This is a genomic window from Bacillus cereus group sp. MG16, assembly GCF_040459875.1.
In the GTDB taxonomy this organism is placed as follows: domain Bacteria; phylum Bacillota; class Bacilli; order Bacillales; family Bacillaceae_G; genus Bacillus_A; species Bacillus_A paranthracis.
On sequence record NZ_JARVHE010000001.1, the window covers coordinates 4,798,851 to 4,820,522 of the forward strand.

Consider the following 21,672-nt stretch of genomic DNA (forward strand, 5'->3'; position numbering starts at 1 on the left):
AATAAAGTGAAACTTTAATGAGCCCTCACCAATCGGACTTTTATGGTCAGCCCGCCCCCCACCTCACTTCTTTGCTTTCGCTGAATTTTGAGGTGGGGGTCTTACTGCCCATTAAAGTGGGATAAAAAAAGTCCTTCCTCATTTCCATGTACAGAAGGACCTTTCACCTAAAGGCAACAATATATCTTATCCTAAATTTGAAATCACTTTTTCAGTTTCAAAAGATTGAATCACACTATTTGTTTGCTCTTCAAATTTCTCATGCAATAACTTGAGTGCTAATTCTGTTCTATATATTTCTTGGCGAATAAAATGTAATTCCTTTTTATCGCACGTATCCTTTTCGCTCATCTCAATTTGCTGATACTTCTCTAGGTGAGCTTGTAACTTCAACAACTCATCCATCGTTTCTAATTGCTCTCCTACCAACTTATCAAAATCGTTCATTACTTACCCCCTTTTGGATTTATTTATCAGTTATTATTTCCTCATTACATATTTCTAATCTTTAACTTCCTTCTCCTTTGACTACATTTGTTGACTTATTAGAAGTTATGTCGTTCGCTTTATTTTCATTACCAAGACCCATGCACAAAGAAAACACTTCTCCTGAATTAGAGAAGTGTTTTTCTTTCATTACTGATTTGAACTAGAAGATTGTGATTGTTTTGCAGCTGATTGTGCATTTTGTTTTTTCACAGCATGCACGTCTGTTTCAGTTGCAAATTCAGTACCATAACTAGCGTTTGCACTTTGTGCACCAGAAGCTTGTGCTTTCTTTGCTTCTGATTGCGCGTTTGCTTGTTTTACTGCTTGCACATCTGTTTCAGTTGAAAACTCTGTACCATAACTAGCGTTTGTACTTTGAATGCTAGCACCAGAAGTTGCCTTGTTATAACCTTGTTGTTTTTTACTCATCTTTCTCACCTCCACAACCAATAATGTAACCAATTCACTTAGAAGCTATCCGTGATTTTCTTTTTTTAATCTCCGTATATATCTCTTGTCACTCATTCAAACTATAGAAAATGGAGGTGGAAATATGTATATAGGACGCGATATGACTGAACTAACGATGGTTTCAAAAAGTGAATGGAAAGAAGATGAATTAGCTTATTTTCATCATTCATTACAACAGATTCTGCCGTATTTAAATGCAGAAGGTCAAAGTATTTACAAAGAAATTGTAATAGAAATTGAATCAAGAGGCGGCTTACAAGAAGGTGATGCTAGTTGGACTCATGGGACAAAAATTTCTTACGATTAAAAAAGTGTTCCCAACCTGGGAACACTTTTTTTGTTTATCCCGCTTTAATGGGCAGTAAGACCCCCACCTCAAAATGCAGCGAAATCAAAGAAGTGAGGTGGGGAATCAACTGCCCATAAAAGTCCGATTGGTGAGTGCTGATAATCAGTGGGGGATGAAGAACCCCCCACTGATTAAAGTTTCACTTTATTGCATTGTAATTTTCTCAACACAACTCTCATAAATCGTACGATGCGATTTAGAGAAAGGTAACTGCTCAAATGCTTCTTTCGATACAAATTTCAATGTATCTGTTTCAACAATATCACCAGTTACTTTTCCGTAAAATACGAATATATCCCAAGTACGATGTGTAAACGTATGTTGTACATTCATTGCGTATTCTTCAATAGAAATCGAAAGCTCAAATTTTTCTTTCATATAATCTATAAGCTGTTCCTTCTGATTACGAATCCCTTCGCCAAGTTCAATATTCGGAAACTCCCACATATTGGCTAATAAACCGGTACTTGGACGTTTATTAATGACGTAACGGCCATCTTCCGTTTGAAGTACTCCTGCAACAATCGGTACCATCGTAGGGGCTTTCGCTTTACTTTTTACTGGTAATTCCTTTTGAACACCTTCAGCATATCCCCTGCAATGCTCACGTACAGGACAAAGTAAGCATGCTGGATTTTTAGGAATACAAATCAGTGCTCCTAATTCCATCAAACCTTGATTAAAATAAGATGGATTTTCTGCCGAAATAATTTCACGCACAATCTCTTCAAACACTTTTCTCGTTTTTGGTTTTGCAATGTCATCCCATACTGATAAAATGCGAGACAATACACGCATTACATTTCCATCAACTGCCGGCTCTGGTATACCATAGGCAATACTTAAAATAGCACCTTTTGTATAGGGGCCGACTCCTTTTAATTTTTCAATTTTCTTTACATCACTTGGTACTATCCCGCCATATACTTCTTTTACTTCTTTTACGGCCGCATGTAAATTTCTTGCTCTAGAATAATACCCTAAACCTTCCCATGCTTTTAACACTTCTTCATCATCAGCATTTGCCAAAGCTTCTAGAGTAGGAAACTTCCCCATAAAATTCGCGTAATATGGTTTTACAGCTTCCACTCTAGTTTGCTGCAACATAATTTCCGAAACCCAAACACGGTATGGATCTTTATTTTTACGCCACGGTAAGTCGCGTTGCTCTTTTTCAAACCAACCAATTAAATCATTTTGAAACTGCTCTATGTTAAAATTATTTAATATTTCAAGTGTCAAACTTGATCCCCCTCATTTTTTTGCATATAAGTACTATTATAAAGATTTTAGGAAAAAATTTAAGTAAGATGACATAGGAAATAGAAGGCAAAGGACTTGAGGTATCGAATAAAAAGAGTTACATTAATAAAAAACGGAGGTGGATTTCTATGGACACAGCCACTCACCTTGTTATGGGCGTTACTCTAGGCAGCTTGGCCACGTTAGATCCAGCCATAGCACAAAGTGATATTGGGCCACAAGCAGTTATGCTCGCTACAATTGCTGGTTCCAATATTCCTGATATCGATACAGTTTTAAAATTGCGTAATAACGCTAAATATATAAGAAATCATCGCGGGATTACTCATTCCATTCCTGCAGTGATTCTTTGGTCATTCCTTATAAGTGGCATCTCTTTCGCCTTCTTTTCAGACGCTCCATATTTGCATCTACTACTTTGGTCATTTATTGCCGTCTTTCTTCATGTCTTTGTAGATATTTTCAATGCCTACGGTACACAGGCATTACGACCCTTCACAAAAAAATGGGTAGCGCTAGGTATCATTAATACATTCGATACCGTCATTTTCTTCATCCATATACTCGCAATTGCTTGTATGCTCGTAGGTTCCCATAAAGGGTATACTGCCTTAGCAGCGTATATATTGATGATTGTTTACTATATCGGACGGATTATGATGCATAGAAATATAAGAAGCGTTGTACAAAAACGTTTCAAACATGTTGAGAAGATAATTATTTCTCCTTCTTATCGATTTTATCATTATCATTTAGTAATCGTTACGACCAATTATTACTACGTTGCTAGATGGCATCGTGGTAACATCATGGTATATGATAAGTTCGATCGGGTACCGTTCCCAGATAATGCTATTATGCGCGCAGCTAAACAAGATGAAAACATCTCAGCATTTTTATCTTTCTCCCCTGTATATCGCTGGGACATTTTCGATTATGATCATTATTATGAAGTTCGATTCATTGATTTGCGATATCGCAGTAAAGACTATTATCCATTCGTTGCAATCGTTCAACTCGATCATAATTTAAATATTATTAGTTCCTATACAGGATGGATTTTTAGTGAAGAAAAACTTCGAAAAAAACTGGAGTTACTTCCACATTAAAAAAAGCGACTTCAGTCGCTTTTTTTAATGTTTCAAATGATCTTCTTGATTGATTAAATGGCTATATTTCGGATTATTTGTACGCATTTCATGAAGGCGTCCTCCATGATTATTAATCCATGATCGCACAACTTGTTCAGTCATTTCTTCTCCTTGATAACGACCTGATTTCGCATAAGTCGTTTGAAAATCTTCCCACAGTAATTCAACCCAAGCACGCGCTTGTGCGTAAGAAAGCTTGTCATTTTTGTCTAATAGTTCTTTCGTTAATGCTTCATAAATATCATTCATGTTCTAGTCTCCTTTACCTAATTATCCCTTCATTTCTAAAGGATAGTTTCTTCTATTTTGCACATTCTATAATTGATACTTCTTCAAGAGGTATCAACTGATGATGAGGAGGGCGTTCGCAATGGGTAAACAAGCCGAATTTTGGTCTGAGTCAAAAAACAACAGCAAAATCGACGGTCAACCGAAAGCGAAATCACGCTTCGCTTCGAAACGACCTAACGGCACAATTAACACGCACCCACAAGAACGTATGCGTGCTGCAAATCAGCAGGAAGAGTAGTAACAAAGTAACTTAACTTCCTACACGAGGTGATAAAGATGAGCTACCGTGATCGCTTAGATAGTCGTTCTGAATTATTTAACCATACGTGGACTCGTCCGAAACATGCAAAAGCGCAAGTTAACGGACAGACGCAACAAACCCAGTCTCTCATTATATTGGCGAATGAATGTAAAAAACGCCAATTTTAGAATCTCCTATCTCCTGTAACGCCTACCAAAGATGAAAACCAGAGAGATATTCGCTCTCTGGTTTTTATTTTTCTTGCAATAAAGAAATCGGTATTCCAATCTCTTCATTATCATTTTGCTTATGTCCCCAAGCAAATACCCCATTGAAATACGTAATTTCAAATAATATACCAGGTTCTTCTACTAATTCATATGTCTCACCGATATGGAATTTGTTTATGTCAGTCATATAAGCGCGAGCCATTGCTATCTTTCGCATTAATACATCGAACTCATTTACAATTCCAAGTTGCTCAGCTTTTATCGCTTGCTCTTTCAAAAGCCCAATTTCTTCCCTTAGCTCATATGGTGTCATTTCACTGTAGCGCTTTGGCATATTCATCTTATTCTCCTCATCCCTCTTCGCGTTTCATTTGCAAAAATACCTCTATTTCATCGATAGAGAATCCTTTGCGATATAACGCTTGTTTCATCTTATTTTCGAATGTCCATCCATCATGCTTCTTATATTTCTCATAATATTTATTCCCATGATAGTGTAACGCTTCTTGTTGCTTTTCGTCATCTTTTTCGTCTTTCAATTCTTCTAAACAAATTTGAATCACATCTCTAGAATATCCTTTACGAACCAGCATTTCGTCTAACTTTAGCTTCATTTGTAAAAAGGAATGCTTTTGATAAGATTTCTTCTTCTTTTCTATAAGAATTAAAGCATTCTCAATTTGCTTTTCCTTCGGATATTCTTGTAAACTATGCGTAATAATTAGATCCTGAACACCTTTATTTAACAACTCTCTTTTAATAACCGTTGGACCTTTTCGATTCACATTACTTTGCGTTCTCGTATATAAAATAGCATACTCTTTATCATTAATATATCGGTCATGTAATAATTTCGAAACGACTTCAGAGATGATGGCTTGTCCCACTTCTTTTTTTCGTAAAAAATCTTCTATTTCTAGTTTCGTTCTCATTTGATAGGATAAATAGGAGATTGCTTGTAAATATGCTTTTTGTACCTCTTCATTGTACAAAATATTTCCTAACGCTATTTCATCAATTTCTAAGCCCTTTTGTAATCCGTGCTTTATTAAGATTACTTCGTTCACACTAAATCCGTATTCTTCACCTTGACCTTTATCGATATAAATATTAAACCGTTCTTTCGATCGTTTTTGCACTTCTATTTTTGTAATGACAGCCATACTCTCACCTCTCTATTATTTTAACATAGTTAAGGAACGTTTTTGCTTTTCAAGAATATATATAATGAGGAGGAAATACTTGTGAAAATCGCAATTTCTGGTGGTACCGGCTTTATCGGTAAATACCTTTCTACTTTTTTTATTCAAAAAGGATATACTGTTTACATTCTCTCACGAAAAAAAACTGCAGAAACTTCCGATCCTAACCTTCAGTATGTACAATGGACACCAGATTTACAAACCTTCCCCCTCTCTTCTATTGATGTAGTTATTAATCTAGCTGGAGAGTCTATTAATAGTAGATGGACAAAGAAACAAAAGAAAGTCATTTTAAACAGTAGAATCCAAACAACAAAAGGACTCATTAAACAATTGCAGGCACTCCCTACAAAACCACACACATTTATTAACGCAAGCGCAATTGGATACTATGGAACGTCTGAAACCGAGTCTTTTACAGAACTGCATGTGACTCCTGGAAATGACTTTTTAGCAAATACAGTATATTCATGGGAACAAGAAGCATCTAAAGCACGTGCTCTCGGAATACGGACAATCTACGCAAGATTCGGAGTCGTATTAGGTCCAGACGGAGGAGCCCTTCCAAAAATGCTACTTCCCTATCAATTCTATATCGGAGGTACAGTTGGATCTGGAAATCAATGGTTATCATGGATTCATATAGACGATGTCGTTCGCATGATTGATTTCATCATACACAAAGAAGAAATTGATGGACCGCTTAACATTACAGCTCCTAATCCTATAAGAATGAAGGAATTTGGAGAAATCATTGCAACTATAATAAAAAAACCTCATTGGTTACCTGTCCCTTCATTTATGCTTCGTGCTTTATTAGGCGAGATGAGCATACTTGTACTAGAAGGGCAACATGTATTACCTAGTAAAGCAATTGAGTATGGGTATCAATACACATTTCCGTCAATAGACCATGCATTACAAAATATACTTTCGCATACAATGTAGTACTTCTACAACACAGTTTTACAGAGGGCCCTTTCAAAACTTTTATTTTCTAGCATCCGGAGCATTATTACACAAATAATCTTTCAGTTACTTTCCCTTACATTCCATTAACATTATAAAGTAACAGAAATGAGGTACCTATGAAAATATTGCTCAAACAAGCCATTGTCTATCCTATTACATCCCAAAAATTTCAAGGGGATGTACTCGTTATAGGAGAAAAAATTGCTGAGGTCAAGCCTTCCATTCAACCTACTCAAGATATGACAGTTATAGACGCACGTGCTCTTCATCTCTTACCTGGATTTATTGATGTCCATACCCATCTTGGTCTCTATGATGAAGGTACTGGTTGGGCTGGCAATGATGCAAATGAAACGTCTGAAGTTTCAACACCACATATCCGTTCTTTAGACGGAATCCACCCTTTGGATATTGCATTTCAAGATGCGGTACAAAATGGAATTACAACTGTTCACGTTATGCCAGGAAGTCAAAACATTATCGGTGGTACGACTTGTGTAATAAAAACAGCTGGAACTTGTATTGATCATATGATTATCCAAGAACCTGCTGGTTTAAAGATTGCCTTTGGAGAAAATCCTAAAAAGGTCCATAGTAATGGCACAAAAGAGTCCATTACGCGTATGGGAATTATGGGATTACTTCGGGAATCATTTTATGAAGCACAGCACTACGGGCATGAAGCTGATTTCCGAATGCTTCCTATCTTAAAAGCATTACGCCGTGAAATACCCGTACGTATCCACGCTCACCGAGCAGATGATATTAGTTCCGCTCTACGCTTTGCAACAGAGTTCAATCTCGATTTACGTATTGAACATTGTACAGAAGGACACTTTATTGTTGAAGAACTTTCAAAACACAATTTGAAGGTTTCAGTTGGCCCCACGCTTACACGCCGTTCTAAAATCGAACTAAAAAATAAAACATGGGATACTTACCATATATTATCAAAAAATGGAGTGGAAGTTTCCATCACAACAGATCACCCCTATACACCCATTCAATATTTAAATGTTTGTGCTGCTGTCGCAGTAAGGGAAGGATTAGACGAAAAAACTGCACTAGAAGGAATCACTATATTTCCAGCGCGAAATTTACGTTTAGAGGATAGAATTGGAAGCATTGAGGCTGGAAAAGACGCTGATCTTGTGCTCTGGACCCATCATCCTTTCCATTATTTAGCCAAGCCTGTACTAACTATGATTGATGGAAAAATAATTTACAAAAAAAATAAAAAAAACTAGTTTATTTTTTTGACTAGATAAAGTATTATACGATTATAAACTGAATGAAACCATAATCAATTTGTGTCGTGATTATCATTTTCAAATTGATGAATGGGGAAGGCAAATGGTGCGCCACCAGCGTTAGAAACTGGTTCTAGTGGGTTCGATTCCCACCCCGAAATTTTTTAAAGATTGATATAAAAATTTCGAGGGTGGGGTGTTTTTTCGTCATGCTACCCTCGTGTGAGGAGGAGTTAGTATGTTGAAAAAACGCGACTTACACGACAGCCACGTTCTATACGAGTTAATGGTGGATCCAGCTGTCTTCCCTTTTGTGCGTCAAAAGGCTTATTCTTATGAGGAATATTTATTTTTAACGAAACAAACGATTGAAGCTGAAGAGCGTGGGGAATTAATTTCACGCACAATTTTAGATGAATGGGGTAACCCTATCGGAACAATTACTTTATTTGATGTGCAAGAAAAAGCCGGATTCCTTGGAACATGGCTTGGCAAACCTTATCACGGAAAAGGCTACAATAAATTGGCAAAAGATTCATTTTTTAGCGAACTTTTCTACGAGTTAGATATTGAAACGATCTTTATGCGTATTCGCAAAATAAATATTCGTTCTATTAAAGCTGCAGAAAAATTACAATATGTAAATCTAGCAAACGAAACAAGAAAAGCCGTTTATGATGAAATTAACGCAAATGAAGAAGTATATAACTTATATGAAATTCCAAAAGATCAATATACACTTGCTACAATGCGAGATACAACGTTCCAAGATTCTCATCACTTAAAAGAAGCATAATCTAAATTTTCAGAAATAATAATTAACCATTAACATTTTGATATATACGTATATCACCCCATGTCTTTGGAAACGATAAATAGTGACTTTAGGACACGAGGTGATTTGTAATGGATAAAAAGAAACGTGATAAAGCAAAAAACGCATTATCTAGTACACAAGAAGTTCTTTACCAACGAGAATTTCGTAAAGCAGATCGCGCAGCGGGTTATCGCTCGAAAAGTATTTAAAGTGAGAATGAATAATTAGAAGTTCTCCCCCCTAATTATTCATTCTCATTACATATTTTTTCTACATGATAGAGTAGGAAAAAGGTTCCTTATTTATAAGGAACCTTTTTTATGTGGATAACGTTATCCACATAATTTATAGAATTGTGAATAAATTAGGCAAACCTTTCACCAGTTTATATATCGTAACGCACATCAAATGTTAGAATTGTGGATATTTTTCTAAAAATTGTGGATAATGTGGATATAGTTGTTAATATTCCGACTTTACTGTTTAATGAAAGCGCACTCTTCATGTGGATAAGTCTTTATCTTCGAAAATAATAAAGAACCCTCTTTAAACATACAAAAGAGGGTTTCATATTAAGTAAATGATTGTGCAAGAGCAGGTGATTTAATAGGTATATGATTCGGTTCTACATGGTTTTCTGCCAAAATTGTATCCACAATATGATCAGCTGGCTCTGGACGATAAATGCTTTTCATCGCTTCTTTCATTTGAAGAAGCCTCATATCATCTTGTAATAACGCCTCTGTTTTTGCAAAAACCTCACTATCATCACGAATGACAACTGCAGCCCCTTTTCTTTCAAAGTACATCGCATTTTCATTTTCTTGTCCTGGAACAGGCTTATATAAAATGACAGGTACTTGCAATGCTGCCGCTTCACTTAACGTAATACCGCCTGGCTTTGTAATCATACAAGAAGTAACACGGAATAGTTCATCAATATTTTCTACATAACCAAATACTTTTAATGCATCAGGATTTTTTTCCTGTAACCCTAACAAATCCTGTTTTAACGCTTCATTTTTTCCACAAACGACAACTACTTGTAAATCAGGTACTGACATAAATGATTGGCATAGTTCTTTTACACTTCCTAATACTCCATGAGCACCTGCTACAATTAGTAAAATCTTTTTATTCTTACATAACTGATATTTATTATATATAATATCTGAATTGATCTTTAACTCAAAACTACTACGAATCGGAATTCCAGTTTCAACAATTTGCTCCGCAGGCACACCAATATCAACCATAACTTTTTTTACGTGATCAGTTGCTACAAAATAACGATCTACTTCCCGATGAATCCATATTTTGTGCACACAAAAATCCGTTAATACGTTATACACAGGAATTGAAATACCTGTTTGCTTTTTTAATTCTGGTACAGCTATAATCGGAAAAGTATTAATAACAATATCCGGTTTCTCCGCTTGTAAAAGTAATTTCAAACGTTTTCTTCCAAAATTAGCATACCAAGATGCTATTTTTTTATCATAAATTTTTTCTACGCCATAATAAAACAAGCGGTACAATTCTTTTCCTATTGTATAACTTTTTAAATATAAATATTTTGTAATATCGGTTATAACCGGATGTGATTCTCCGAACAAATCGCATACAATTACATCTTTAATTCCTTTTTGGCGAAATGTTTGTTCTAATGTTTTCGCTACTTGCACATGACCGTTTCCGTAATGTGCAGTTAATATTAAAACCTTGGGGTTTTTTATCAAACAAATCCACTCCTAGCTTATTGTTTCTCCATATTGCATATACGACAATAGGAAAAACATTTTCCTTAAAAATTACATAAACAGACTCTAATATTTCTCTTTCAGCTATGTACCTGTCGTGGATATGCAAAGCATATAAGATTGACCCCTTAATCCTATCTGTGCTCATATCTTTACATTATACTTTCCTATAAGAGCTTTCGCAATAACTTACAAATGTTCTCTATTCCATGATACTCACTCTTTTACTTCTTAATTCTTTTTACTATTTTGATTTCCCTTTACAATTATGTAAATTTCTCCACTTATTCCTTACAAAAATATGGATATTCTATTTTCAGTATACTCTTTTCTCCATATATACTCTAGGTTTTATTGTAAAGAAAGCAAAAAGCCTAACCCAATATTTGGATTAGACTGCTTGTAAAATATGTCTTGCTTCTTCTACATTTTTTTCAGTAGGCGGTTCTACATTTGCGAGTGGATACTTATGCCCAAGTGCCTCCCATTTATATACACCAAGCTTATGGTATGGTAGCACTTCAACTTTCTGAACATTAGACAGACTTTGAATAAAACTAGATAGTTTTTGTAGATCCTCCTCATTATCAGTAATACCAGGAACTAATACGTGTCGTACCCAAATCGCTTTATTTTTATCCGATAAATAACGAGCAAATTGTAAAATATGTTCATTTGGTTTTCCTGTTAATTTACGATGTTTCTTTGAATCAATATGTTTCAAATCCAATAAAACTAAATCTGTGTACTCCATTAAAATATCTAGCTTATTTTGGAATTCTGGTTCTTCAGAATAACAACCACCCGAAGAGTCAATTGTTGTATGAATTCCAATTTCCTTACATTTCTTAAATAATTCAATTAAGAAATCTAGTTGTAATAATGGTTCCCCACCACTAACTGTTATACCGCCTCCGGAAGCTTCAATAAAAGGAAGGTAACATGTCACATCCTGCATTACTTCTTCGACTGTTATTTCTTTTCCTTTACCGATCTCCCACGTATCAGCATTATGACAATATTGACAACGTAATAAACACCCTTGTGTAAATATGACATAACGAATTCCTGGGCCATCAACAGTACCACAAGACTCTACAGAATGAATTCTTCCTTTTACCATGTTACTTCCTCCTTTATTGAAACAGCCTCCCTCTGCTATTTATAAAATGCAGAGGGACACTTTTTTCATTACATGCTTTCATGCATTGTACGGTTAATTACATCGATTTGTTGTTCACGAGTTAATTTAATAAAGTTTACAGCGTAACCAGATACGCGAATTGTTAATTGTGGATATTTCTCAGGATGTTCCATTGCATCCATTAATGTTTCACGGTTAAATACGTTAATATTTAAGTGATGTCCTTCTTTTACTGCATAACCATCAAGCATTGATACTAAGTTACGTACTTGTACTTCATCCTCTTTACCAAGTGCTTTTGGAATAATAGAGAATGTATTAGAAATGCCATCTTGTGCATCTTCATATGGTAATTTAGCTACAGATAATAATGAAGCTAACGCACCTTTTGTATCACGTCCATGCATCGGGTTCGCACCTGGTGCAAATGGTTCTCCAGTACGGCGACCATCTGGAGTGTTACCAGTTTTCTTACCGTATACAACGTTAGATGTGATTGTTAAGATTGACATTGTATGAACAGAATTTCTATATGTTTTGTGTTTACGAAGTTTATTCATAAATGTTTTCACAAGATTTACAGCAATTTCATCTACACGGTCATCATTGTTACCGTATTTAGGGAAATCTCCTTCAATTTCAAAGTCAACTGCAATTCCGTTTTCATCGCGAATTGGTTTTACTTTTGCGTATTTAATTGCACTTAAAGAGTCTGCTACTACAGATAGACCCGCGATACCTGTTGCCATTGTACGAAGAACATTTGTATCGTGAAGTGCCATTTCAATACGTTCATAGCTATATTTATCGTGCATGTAATGAATAACATTTAATGTGTTTAAATATAGACCCGCTAACCATTCCATTGTCATATCAAACTTATGCATAACTTCTTCATAATCTAATACTTCAGAAGTAATCGGTGCGTACTCAGGACCAACTTGTGCTTTAGATTTTTCATCTTTACCACCGTTAATCGCATATAGCAATGCTTTTGCTAAGTTTGCACGTGCACCGAAGAACTGCATTTGTTTACCAATTCTCATTGCAGATACACAACAAGCAATCCCGTAGTCATCGCCATAGTCAGCACGCATAATGTCATCATTTTCATATTGAATTGCTGATGTTTTAATAGACATTTTCGCACAGTAGTTTTTAAAGTTCTGTGGTAATTGTTTAGACCAAAGAACTGTTAAGTTTGGTTCTGGAGCTGGTCCTAAATTATCTAATGTATGCAAGAAACGGAATGAGTTCTTTGTTACTAATGGACGACCATCCAATGCCATACCACCGATAGACTCAGTTACCCAAGTTGGGTCACCAGAGAATAACTCATTATAATCAGGTGTTCTTGCAAATTTCACAAGACGTAATTTCATAATGAAGTGATCCACAATTTCTTGTACGTCTTCTTCTGTTAAAGTACCATTTGCTAAATCTCTTTCAATATAAATATCTAAGAATGTAGAAGTACGTCCAAGACTCATTGCAGCTCCGTTTTGCTCTTTAATTGCTGCAAGATATGCAAAGTATAACCATTGGAATGCTTCTTGAGCAGTTGTTGCTGGCTTAGAAATATCAAAGCCATGAGAAGCAGCCATTTGTTTTAACTCTTGAAGTGCACGTATTTGTTCAGATAACTCTTCGCGTAAACGCATTATATCTTCACTCATTACACCGCCAGTTAAATTTAAATCTACTTTCTTCGCTTCAATTAAATGATCTACTCCATATAATGCTACGCGGCGGTAGTCACCGATAATACGTCCACGTCCGTATGCATCTGGAAGACCCGTAATAACACCTGATTTACGAGCAGCTCTCATTTCTGGTGTATAAGCATCAAATACACCTTGGTTATGAGTTTTTCTCCAATCTCTAAAAATACGACTAAGCTCTTTATCCATTTCGTATCCATAAGATTCACAAGCTTGTTCCGCCATACGAATACCACCATATGGTTGTAAAGAACGTTTAAATGGTTTATCAGTTTGGAAACCGACTACTTTTTCAGTCTCTTTATTTAAATATCCTGGTTCATGTGATGTAATAGAAGAAACAATTTTTGTATCCATATCAAGAACGCCACCGTTTTCACGTTCTTTCGTTGTTAAATCCATTACTTGATCCCAAAGTTGTTTCGTTGCTTCAGTTGCTCCCGCTAAGAAAGATTCGTCTCCCTCGTAAACGTTTACATTATTTAAAATGAAATCGCGAACATCAATCTCTGCTTTCCATTTTTCACCTTTAAAGTTTTCCCATGCGTTTTTAACATTTTCTAATACTTGAGTCATCCTAATCTCCTCCATTTTTGATTAGTACAGGACTAAGATTTTTTATATAACAGCTTACACACTTAGAATACTACTTTTTTACGAAAGTGAACGAAATAGTTGTGACATGTTTGTGAAATATTGAGCAAACTACTATATACATAGTGTTAACTTCATTTGAAAGTCTTTAAAATTAACCCTTTCCTTAATTGTATTTTTTTGGTATTCTTATATGCGAGTCCTATTTTGTAATATAAAAACAATACCCATTGTAGAGCTGTAATACTCTTATCTCCTAATCTGTTATAGTTTTTATAACAGAACAAAAAAGTGTACATATGTTGTACACTTTTTTGTTACCTATAAAATATCTCTTTTTCTATTTCCATCATGGAATCCACCACGACTGCCTGTTAATACAATTAATTGCTCTAACCCTTCTATATGATCACCAATAATTCGAAGTACAGCTGGTGGATGACCTATTTTAGCAAAATGTTCACTGGGTCGAATACGGTTCATCTTATCGACTTCAACACGACTTACACATGCAACTTCAAATCCTGAAAGAATAGCTTTCACTTGAGCTACACACGGTGCCAGTAAAGATCTATATCCAATTTCTTTCAAACACTTACGACTAAACGCATTCGGTACAGCGATAAGAGAGCCTACGCCTAGATCCTTTCTATCACAAGCTAAATTTAATGCATATTTAAATGCAGTTACAAGATGAAGCGGTACTCTTAAATCTAAATAATGATTTAGATCATTTAATGCAACATCTGTTCCATCTGCAATAGCTTTCGCAAAAGGATATAACTCACTCGCTGGAATAACAAAATCGCCGTCTATAAATAACACAATTTCTCCTTTTGCAAAATACGTTCCAAGTGAGCGCCCCACATCATTTCCGAGTGCTTCTTTATATACGATTGTCGTTGCTCCCTTTTCTTTTGCAATCGTTGCTGTTTGATCAGACGAACCATTTACAACAACGATAATTTCAAAAGGTTCAATTTTGCGAAGTTCTTCTATAACGTTTCCAATTGTTTTCTCTTCATCTTGTACAGGAATAATGACCGATAATTGCTTTCCCTTATACAAATTCGATGTAACGCCCCATCCTTGATAAAAATCTTCAAAATCTAAAGTATGATAGACACTATCTCTTTTCCTATTTCCATCATAATACCCTCCGCGCTCATCGCTACCTACTATTCGCTCCGCTACAGCTTCTATATGGTCACCTATCATCCGTTTTTCAGAATGAGAAAGACCCGTGCCATACGCAGCATGCTCGGTCGGCCGAAATTTATTTGGTGTAATAACGTCAATTGCACAATGTCGACTAATTCTCCATTTGCTTTGAATAAGGCGTAAATGAGCGACAATAGGATTAACAAAACATTCATATCCAATGCTTTGAACAACTTCTTTCGTCAACGCATGAGGTACAGATAATAAAGAGTCAATTTTCAACTCCTCACTCTCTAACATTGCATTTAATATTTGGCGCCACACTGTCACTGAGTGCGGTTTTTGTTTCTTTAAAAATAACGCATCCAAATTATTTAAAACGATGTCGGCCTGATCATGTAAAATTGGATTTAGGAATAATTGTAACTTTGAAGTTTGAATAACAAAATCTCCATCTATAAATAGTAATACATCACCTATCGCGTGTTTTGCGCCAACTGCACGGCCCACATCATTCCCCAGTAGCTCTGTATACTTGATTACTTTACACCCTAAACGATCAGCAACCTCTTCTGTACCATCGTTACAACCGTTTGCTACTACAATAATCTCTACTGGATTTAATCCTTTTGCCGATTGAATAACGTCTGAAATCGTATCCACTTCATTACATACAGGTATAATAATCGATAGTGACTTAGCCATTGTTTTCTTCACGAAACCATTTAATAGTTTCTTTCAACCCTTGTTCCCACGTTACTTTCGCTTGAAATTGAACAAGTTCTCTTAATTTCGTTACATCTGGTCTTCTATTTGGAATTTCTTCAAAGCCATGTGGATATACCTCTTCGAAAGGAACTTGAACAATTTTTGAAGAAGAATTCGTTAATTTTTTTATTACTGCTGCTACTTCTTTTATACTCTTTTCATTCTCAGAACCTATATTAATAATCTCACCATTTACCTTCTCATCCATTGCTCGAATCGTTGCCTCTACCGCATCACTTACATACGTAAAACAACGTGTCTGCTTTCCATCTCCATATACGAGAATGTCTTCTCCTCGCAGTGCTGCGCGAATAAATCGTGGGATTACCCCTGCATACGGACCATCTTTCGCTCTTGGACCATAAATATTAAAATAACGAACAATCGTTACAGGTAAACCTTCTAAAGCGTATCCTAAACATAATGTTTCTTCTAACGTTTTACAAATTGCATAACTCCAACGTATTTTAGAGGTTGCACCGTATAATCGATCTCCTTCTTCAGAAAAGGGCGGCTTTGCCTTACCATATACTTCTGAAGTAGACGCAAAAACTACTTTCTTCTTTCCTTTTAGCGCTGCTTGTAAAATATTTCTCGTTCCATCAAAATTCGTTTCAATAAGCTCTATACTCTTTTCCATTGTCGTTTTCACACCTAAAATTGCTGCTAAATGAAACACTACATCATGTTGATTTACTAATTCATAAATAGAATTTTTATCTAAAACACTTATTGGAATAACCCGAATTTCTTTCATTAACTCATCATGATATTTATTTTTCCCTTTATAGAAGTTATCAACGATAGTGACATCATAACCTCTTTTCACCAGCTCTTCAGCTAAATGCGATCCAATAAATCCTGCTCCACCTGTGATTAAACATTTCTTACTCATACACTCACCTTCTTTATAATTCCACGTGTATCTACGACTTGCTTTATCCCTTTAAAAACCTTCCAATCGATATTAGAGTGGTCTGTTAAAATTAAAATACAATCCGCTTGTTTAACGACTTGTTCATCCAAAGAAACAGATTGATACACCTTATCTCCAAATTTTGCAGAAGAAATATATGGATCGTGATACGCTATCTCATATCCTGCTTTTATTAACAATTCAATAATTGGCAACGCTGGCGATTCTCTTAAGTCATTTACATCTTTTTTATATGCAATCCCTACAATTAAAACCGTTGCAGGTGATTGCACCACACCTTTTACTTTCCGGACCACTTTCTCTGGCATTTCCTCATTAATTACATGTGCCGCCTCAATTAATTGACTAATTGCTCCATTCTTTTTTATTCTCCACTGGAAATATAAAGGATCTACCGGAATACAGTGTCCCCCTATCCCTGGTCCTGGCCAATACGGCGTAAATCCAAACGGTTTTGTAGATGCCGCTTCAAGTGCCTCATAAAAATCAATTCCTAAACTTTCACATAGTGTATTTAACTCATTTACTAATGAAATATTGACTAAGCGCTGAATATTTTCAAATAGCTTACACATTTCTGCTACTTTTGGGGAGCTAACTGGAACAACTACATCAAATATAGTGCTATACAAAGCCTGTACTTTTTGTTTACACATTTCTGTTTGTCCACTAATGACTTTTGGAATCGTTTGAACTGAATATTGACTATTAGCTGGGTCAATTCTCTCAGGAGAATACCCAATATAGAAATCTTCTCCTACCTTTTTTCCTGTTTGAGAAATAATCGGAATAATAACTTCCTCGAGCGTACCTGGATATGTGGAACTTTCGAAAATGAAGGTTTGTCCTTTTTGAAGGTTTTGTTGTATATAATGCGAAGCTGAAATGAGGGCACTTAAGTCTGGTTCTCTTTGTTCATTAATTGGAGTTGGGACAGTGACAATAACATAATCACTATTTTGAAAATCAGCAATACCTTGATCCGGTGTATTGACTATTAATTTTTTTCTAGTCAATAAACTTTGTAACAATTTAGAAGAAACATCTGGAATATAACTTTCTCCCTGTATAATTGATTCTATTTTTCTAGTATCTTTATCTAATCCAAGCACTGTATGTCCTCTCTCTGCAAAATGAACTGCCAAAGGAAGACCAACATATCCTAATCCGATAATGGCAACTGTACTACTAACATTCATCTGTATTCTCTTCTTCCTTTCTCAATTGTTGAATGATATTTCTATTCCGCTCTCCATCTGTAAAACCCCCGCGCTCGTCTGTGGATTGCAATAAATATGCAATCGCCTCAAGTTGATCACCGAAAATACGATCAAATGCTGGAATACGCCCATTTACAAATCCATGTTGCTCTGGGCGTACTCGATTTGTTTTTATGACATCTACAAAGTCTACCGCTGTAATAGAAAATCCCTCCAAAATAGCTTTCATTTGAGCGAGTGGTGGAATGATAAGAGAATCATATCCGATTTTCTCTATTACCTTTTTATGCATAGCATGTGGTACTGCCGTTAATGAGTTATTCCATAAATCTGGTCGTTTCGCTACCAAATTCACAAAATATTTTCCCATGCTAATTGGGTCTGCCGGATGAAACATATCTAATAAACACTGTAAATCATTCAATGCCACATCATTTCCATCTTCGATAGCATGTAAAAATGGAATTAGTTTTTCCCCTGGAATAACAAAATCACCATCGACAAATAAACAAATATCGGCCGTAGCATGCATAGCTCCTATCGCTCGGGCTACATTATGTCCAAGCGCTTCCTCAAATTCAATAACAATGACATTCTCTAGCTTTGCTTGTTTAACTGTCTCAACGTCCGCTCCATTCGCAACAACTATAATTTCATCTACACCTGATTTTTTCACTTCTTGTATAACAGATCTTATAGTCATCTTTTCTTCTGATACTGGGATAATTGCACTATATTTCGCTTTTTTCTTTTGTAATAAAACTGGTTTATACTTTCCTATAAACTCTCTATCCCTATTTCCTTCCGAAAAGCCACCACGCTTACCATATATTTCGATTACGTATTGCAAAGCACGTAAATGATCCCCCATAATACGACTAGTCGCTTTCGGATAAGGAGAGCCAGGTGATGTACCAGTATGAACGGGACGCACTTTATTTGTATGAATGACATCGACAGAAGCCATATCAACAATATCTACTCCTCTAGACATCGCTATCGCTTGAAATAGTGCTGGATCCGCTAAATTCCACCAACCAAACTTTTGAATAACTTCCCTACTCATTGCATGCGGAATTGCGATTAAAGTTCCAACAACAAGCTCTTTTTTATTCAAATAACGATTCAACATAAATTTGCCAACTGTCGTATAATGCGGTCTCATCTTTAAATAAACGGACCATGTTAAATTATTCACAACAATTTGGTGACCTTGCTGAATGCCTTTTATAAAACGTTGTAGCTCTTTATTATCAATGACGATATCACCGTCTAAAAACAAAACAATGTCGCCTTTCGCTTCTCTTGCACCAATTGCCCGTCCAACATCATTACCAAGAGAATATTTATAATAAATGACATGGCAATGATGTTGTAAGGCTATTTCTTTTGTTCCGTCTGTCGATCCATTATCTACTACGATAATTTCATATGGTTTCAATTTCTCCACTTCTACTAAAACTTGTGATAAAGTACTCGCTTCATTATGCACTGGAATAATAACTGATACCCTCATACTTGTACCACGCTTACCCTTCCAAGCGAACATAAGAAATGATAGGAATACGTACAACTACATCTTCCGGTGGTCCATAAGAAGGAGAAGTACGAACACTTACTGCCCCGTCTGTCACAGATAACAGAATACCTGCAACAATTTCGGCCGCTGTCACAACTTGCACTAGCTCACCAACATGATTACGTAATTCTTCAGTAAATAACATATATAAGTCTCCTTTCTTACGCTTCTTTAATTGATATAATACTTGTAAATGGTAATAAAACTTCTGTTCCTATTCCTTCTTGCAGTGTTAAGAAATCATCACCAACTGCTACAATTACACCTGTTAACTGTCCAACTGTCACCGTAATTTCTACATTTTTACCTAAATACTGCTCTGCAATTTCTTTAAAAGGTGATGTATTACATTCTTTTAAAATGTTACAAATAATAGATTGAAATCTACTTGATTCAATAAATTCTTCCGTAGCTTGCTTGGAGTTTCTTTGAATAAACCTCGCGAAGTTTTGCGAAAACAAAAGTCGTTCCATAGCAGGCAATAACTTATTATCTAAAAAATAATCTAATTGTCTATTAAACAATCTCGATAACTTTTTCCAATACTTACCAAATAAACACATACACTTCTCCTCCTATTATTTTTAAATTATAAAAATATATCCATACATCTTAATGTATACAAAGCAGACTCTTTTTGTGATAGGTAAGACATACATTTTTCAACGAAACAATATGTTCTAATCACAAAAAAAAGACTACCTAAAAGGATAGTCTCTTACACTTCAATATTTCGTAACATCGTATAAATGTCATTATTCACTTTACCAAAAGATTTAATGTTGTTTTGAATGTTAGATAATAAAACAACATACACACTACCATTTTTACTAAATCCATTTAAACAGTTCCAGCCTGGCATTACACCGTGATTCGAATAACTTCCCGGGTCTACGTACCATCCAAACCCGTAATCTTTTTTTCCACCTGTAAACATTTGATCGTAGCTTTCTTTTGAAATCAACTTTCCAGAGAAGAGCGCTTCATTAAATAAATATAAATCATGGGCACTTGTATATATATCACCACAACCATAAAGTTGTGACATACTTGGAATATTAGGTGTTGTCATATTGTTATTTACTATTTTATAACCTGTCGATGGAAATCTTGTTTGTTCTAGCTCTCTACCAAAACCAGAATGTTTCATACCAGCAGTAGCAAAAATATGTTGTTTAATATACTCTTCTAACGGTTGTCCGCTTACCTTCTCAGCAATATAGGCAAGTATCGAATAGTTAGAATCGGAATACTTCCATTTCTCTCCTGGACTTCCAATGCGCTTTTGCTTTCCTATTCGTTTTATCAATTCTTCATGAGAAATATCCTCTGTTCCCTGCTCGTACTCTGGAATTCCTGATGTATGTGTTAGTAAATGTTTTAACTGAATGCCATTACCTTGAGGGAAATCTGGAATATATTTCGCAACCGTATCTTCTACGTTTAATTTATGTTGATCTTTTAATTGCATAATAGCAGTCGCTACAAAAGCCTTTGAAATAGAACCAATATAAAAAGTTGTCTCTGAATTATTCGGTACTTGTTTTTCTTTGTTCGCCATACCGTATCCTTTATTCAAAAGAACCTTTCCGTTCTTCACAATAACCGCTGTCCCGCTAAATCCTGTTTTTTGCAAATATTGATCTAATTGAGCGTTTTCATTAATTTCTTGAGGTGGTCCCTCAGCAGGCTGTTCTGCAGCTTGTGCTTGCTTCACTTGTTCTTCCTGCTCTATTTGTTTTTTTGCTTCTTGCTTCTTTTTTTCTTCTTTCTTTTTTAGCTCTTCTTGTTTCTTCATTTCTGCTGCTGCTTTTAAAGTTTCTTCTTTCTTATTATGCGCAACAATTTTTGTATACATGAAATATACCAGTGAAAATAGTAAGACGAGAATGATTGTTCTTTTTATGTATACACTCGGCCGACGTGATTTCCCATTCGCATTATTTTTTTCGTGATCCATGATTACTTTTTTCCCCTTATTCACCAATAATTTAATCTCTCTACTAAAGATTTATTTTAGTAGATTATGGATAATCCATTCTATGTCATCCCTACTTTATCA

General features: G+C 35.5%; 24 protein-coding genes. 8 read left to right on the forward strand and 16 right to left on the reverse strand.

The genetic code is table 11. The annotated features are described in order from the left end of the window. Positions 1-186: 186 nt before the first annotated feature. Together QCI73_RS24975 and QCI73_RS24980 are read right to left on the reverse strand one after the other, a co-directional pair. Positions 187-447 carry a YgaB family protein gene (locus QCI73_RS24975; RefSeq protein ID WP_327923727.1) on the reverse strand — a complete coding sequence of 87 codons (261 nt, stop codon included), beginning with the start codon at positions 445-447 and terminating at the stop codon, positions 187-189. Positions 448-636: 189 nt separating this feature from the next. Continuing rightward, positions 637-918: a gamma-type small acid-soluble spore protein gene (locus tag QCI73_RS24980; RefSeq protein WP_000039045.1), complete on the reverse strand. Its 282-nt coding sequence runs from the start codon at positions 916-918 to the stop codon at positions 637-639. Positions 919-1,042: 124 nt separating this feature from the next. On the opposite strand from QCI73_RS24980, the gene QCI73_RS24985 reads away from it, so the two are divergent. Continuing rightward, positions 1,043-1,267, forward strand: coding sequence for a hypothetical protein (locus QCI73_RS24985; protein ID WP_017561098.1), 225 nt, complete (start codon positions 1,043-1,045; stop codon positions 1,265-1,267). Positions 1,268-1,453: 186 nt separating this feature from the next. Here the strand turns inward: QCI73_RS24985 and mutY are convergent, their stop codons facing one another. Then, positions 1,454-2,551: an A/G-specific adenine glycosylase gene (mutY, locus tag QCI73_RS24990; protein ID WP_000171401.1), complete on the reverse strand. Its 1,098-nt coding sequence runs from the start codon at positions 2,549-2,551 to the stop codon at positions 1,454-1,456. Between the two features lie 149 nt (positions 2,552-2,700). Between mutY and QCI73_RS24995 the strand changes: the two genes are divergently transcribed. Continuing rightward, entirely contained in the window at positions 2,701-3,681 is a 981-nt protein-coding gene (locus QCI73_RS24995; protein WP_353823957.1) for a metal-dependent hydrolase, read from the forward strand. 24 nt (positions 3,682-3,705) lie between these two features. On the opposite strand, the gene QCI73_RS25000 is transcribed toward QCI73_RS24995, so the two are convergent. Then, positions 3,706-3,972 carry a YfhJ family protein gene (locus tag QCI73_RS25000; protein WP_000998157.1) on the reverse strand — a complete coding sequence of 89 codons (267 nt, stop codon included), beginning with the start codon at positions 3,970-3,972 and terminating at the stop codon, positions 3,706-3,708. Positions 3,973-4,093: 121 nt separating this feature from the next. On the opposite strand from QCI73_RS25000, the gene QCI73_RS25005 reads away from it, so the two are divergent. Continuing rightward, the gene (locus tag QCI73_RS25005; RefSeq protein ID WP_000517891.1) at positions 4,094-4,252 is read left to right on the forward strand and encodes a small, acid-soluble spore protein K; all 159 of its coding nucleotides are present in this window, start codon (positions 4,094-4,096) and stop codon (positions 4,250-4,252) included. Between the two features lie 38 nt (positions 4,253-4,290). Further along, on the forward strand, positions 4,291-4,443 hold the full coding sequence (locus tag QCI73_RS25010) for a YpzG family protein (protein WP_000122093.1): 153 nt from the start codon (positions 4,291-4,293) through the stop codon (positions 4,441-4,443). Between the two features lie 64 nt (positions 4,444-4,507). Here QCI73_RS25010 and QCI73_RS25015 read toward each other — a convergent pair whose 3' ends face one another. Together QCI73_RS25015 and recX are read right to left on the reverse strand one after the other, a co-directional pair. After that, a complete protein-coding gene (locus QCI73_RS25015) occupies positions 4,508-4,825 on the reverse strand; it encodes a YfhH family protein (RefSeq protein WP_001057032.1) in 318 nt (105 codons plus the stop codon). 10 nt (positions 4,826-4,835) lie between these two features. After that, positions 4,836-5,648, reverse strand: coding sequence for a recombination regulator RecX (gene recX / locus QCI73_RS25020; protein ID WP_000268519.1), 813 nt, complete (start codon positions 5,646-5,648; stop codon positions 4,836-4,838). An 81-nt stretch (positions 5,649-5,729) separates the two neighbouring features. On the opposite strand from recX, the gene QCI73_RS25025 reads away from it, so the two are divergent. The 4 genes from QCI73_RS25025 (at position 5,730) to QCI73_RS25040 (ending at position 8,935) form a co-directional block, all read left to right on the forward strand. Then, positions 5,730-6,635, forward strand: a complete 906-nt coding sequence (locus QCI73_RS25025; RefSeq protein ID WP_353823958.1) for a TIGR01777 family oxidoreductase — start codon at positions 5,730-5,732, stop codon at positions 6,633-6,635. 140 nt (positions 6,636-6,775) lie between these two features. Next, positions 6,776-7,906 (forward strand): amidohydrolase, encoded by a 1,131-nt coding sequence (locus QCI73_RS25030; protein ID WP_000698303.1) that lies wholly within the window; start codon positions 6,776-6,778, stop codon positions 7,904-7,906. A gap of 241 nt (positions 7,907-8,147) precedes the next feature. Continuing rightward, positions 8,148-8,705, forward strand: coding sequence for a GNAT family N-acetyltransferase (locus QCI73_RS25035; RefSeq protein ID WP_000914738.1), 558 nt, complete (start codon positions 8,148-8,150; stop codon positions 8,703-8,705). A 110-nt stretch (positions 8,706-8,815) separates the two neighbouring features. Next, on the forward strand, positions 8,816-8,935 hold the full coding sequence (locus QCI73_RS25040; RefSeq protein ID WP_000358480.1) for a YfhE family protein: 120 nt from the start codon (positions 8,816-8,818) through the stop codon (positions 8,933-8,935). Between the two features lie 363 nt (positions 8,936-9,298). Here QCI73_RS25040 and QCI73_RS25045 read toward each other — a convergent pair whose 3' ends face one another. From QCI73_RS25045 to QCI73_RS25090, 10 genes are all read right to left on the reverse strand, one after another. Then, the gene (locus QCI73_RS25045; protein ID WP_000594713.1) at positions 9,299-10,465 is read right to left on the reverse strand and encodes a diglucosyl diacylglycerol synthase; all 1,167 of its coding nucleotides are present in this window, start codon (positions 10,463-10,465) and stop codon (positions 9,299-9,301) included. A gap of 412 nt (positions 10,466-10,877) precedes the next feature. Then, a complete protein-coding gene (gene pflA / locus QCI73_RS25050; protein ID WP_262724607.1) occupies positions 10,878-11,609 on the reverse strand; it encodes a pyruvate formate-lyase-activating protein in 732 nt (243 codons plus the stop codon). A 68-nt stretch (positions 11,610-11,677) separates the two neighbouring features. Next, a complete protein-coding gene (gene pflB, locus QCI73_RS25055) occupies positions 11,678-13,927 on the reverse strand; it encodes a formate C-acetyltransferase (protein WP_000195491.1) in 2,250 nt (749 codons plus the stop codon). A gap of 339 nt (positions 13,928-14,266) precedes the next feature. Then, complete coding sequence (locus tag QCI73_RS25060) at positions 14,267-15,811, reverse strand: glycosyltransferase family 2 protein (RefSeq protein ID WP_262724605.1); 1,545 nt, start codon at positions 15,809-15,811, stop codon at positions 14,267-14,269. Next, positions 15,804-16,769 (reverse strand): NAD-dependent epimerase/dehydratase family protein, encoded by a 966-nt coding sequence (locus QCI73_RS25065; protein WP_000037033.1) that lies wholly within the window; start codon positions 16,767-16,769, stop codon positions 15,804-15,806. Before QCI73_RS25065 ends, QCI73_RS25060 begins: the two co-directional genes overlap by 8 nt. Next, entirely contained in the window at positions 16,766-18,010 is a 1,245-nt protein-coding gene (locus tag QCI73_RS25070) for a nucleotide sugar dehydrogenase (protein WP_001103215.1), read from the reverse strand. The genes QCI73_RS25065 and QCI73_RS25070 overlap by 4 nt, the downstream gene beginning before the upstream one ends. After that, positions 18,000-19,580 (reverse strand): glycosyltransferase family 2 protein, encoded by a 1,581-nt coding sequence (locus QCI73_RS25075; RefSeq protein ID WP_353824133.1) that lies wholly within the window; start codon positions 19,578-19,580, stop codon positions 18,000-18,002. Before QCI73_RS25075 ends, QCI73_RS25070 begins: the two co-directional genes overlap by 11 nt. Next, positions 19,561-19,755: an LSm family protein gene (locus tag QCI73_RS25080; protein WP_000899480.1), complete on the reverse strand. Its 195-nt coding sequence runs from the start codon at positions 19,753-19,755 to the stop codon at positions 19,561-19,563. Before QCI73_RS25080 ends, QCI73_RS25075 begins: the two co-directional genes overlap by 20 nt. A gap of 16 nt (positions 19,756-19,771) precedes the next feature. Continuing rightward, the gene (locus tag QCI73_RS25085) at positions 19,772-20,173 is read right to left on the reverse strand and encodes an LSm family protein (RefSeq protein ID WP_000335513.1); all 402 of its coding nucleotides are present in this window, start codon (positions 20,171-20,173) and stop codon (positions 19,772-19,774) included. A 155-nt stretch (positions 20,174-20,328) separates the two neighbouring features. Further along, on the reverse strand, positions 20,329-21,570 hold the full coding sequence (locus QCI73_RS25090) for a serine hydrolase domain-containing protein (RefSeq protein ID WP_353823959.1): 1,242 nt from the start codon (positions 21,568-21,570) through the stop codon (positions 20,329-20,331). Between the last annotated feature and the right edge of the window lie 102 nt (positions 21,571-21,672).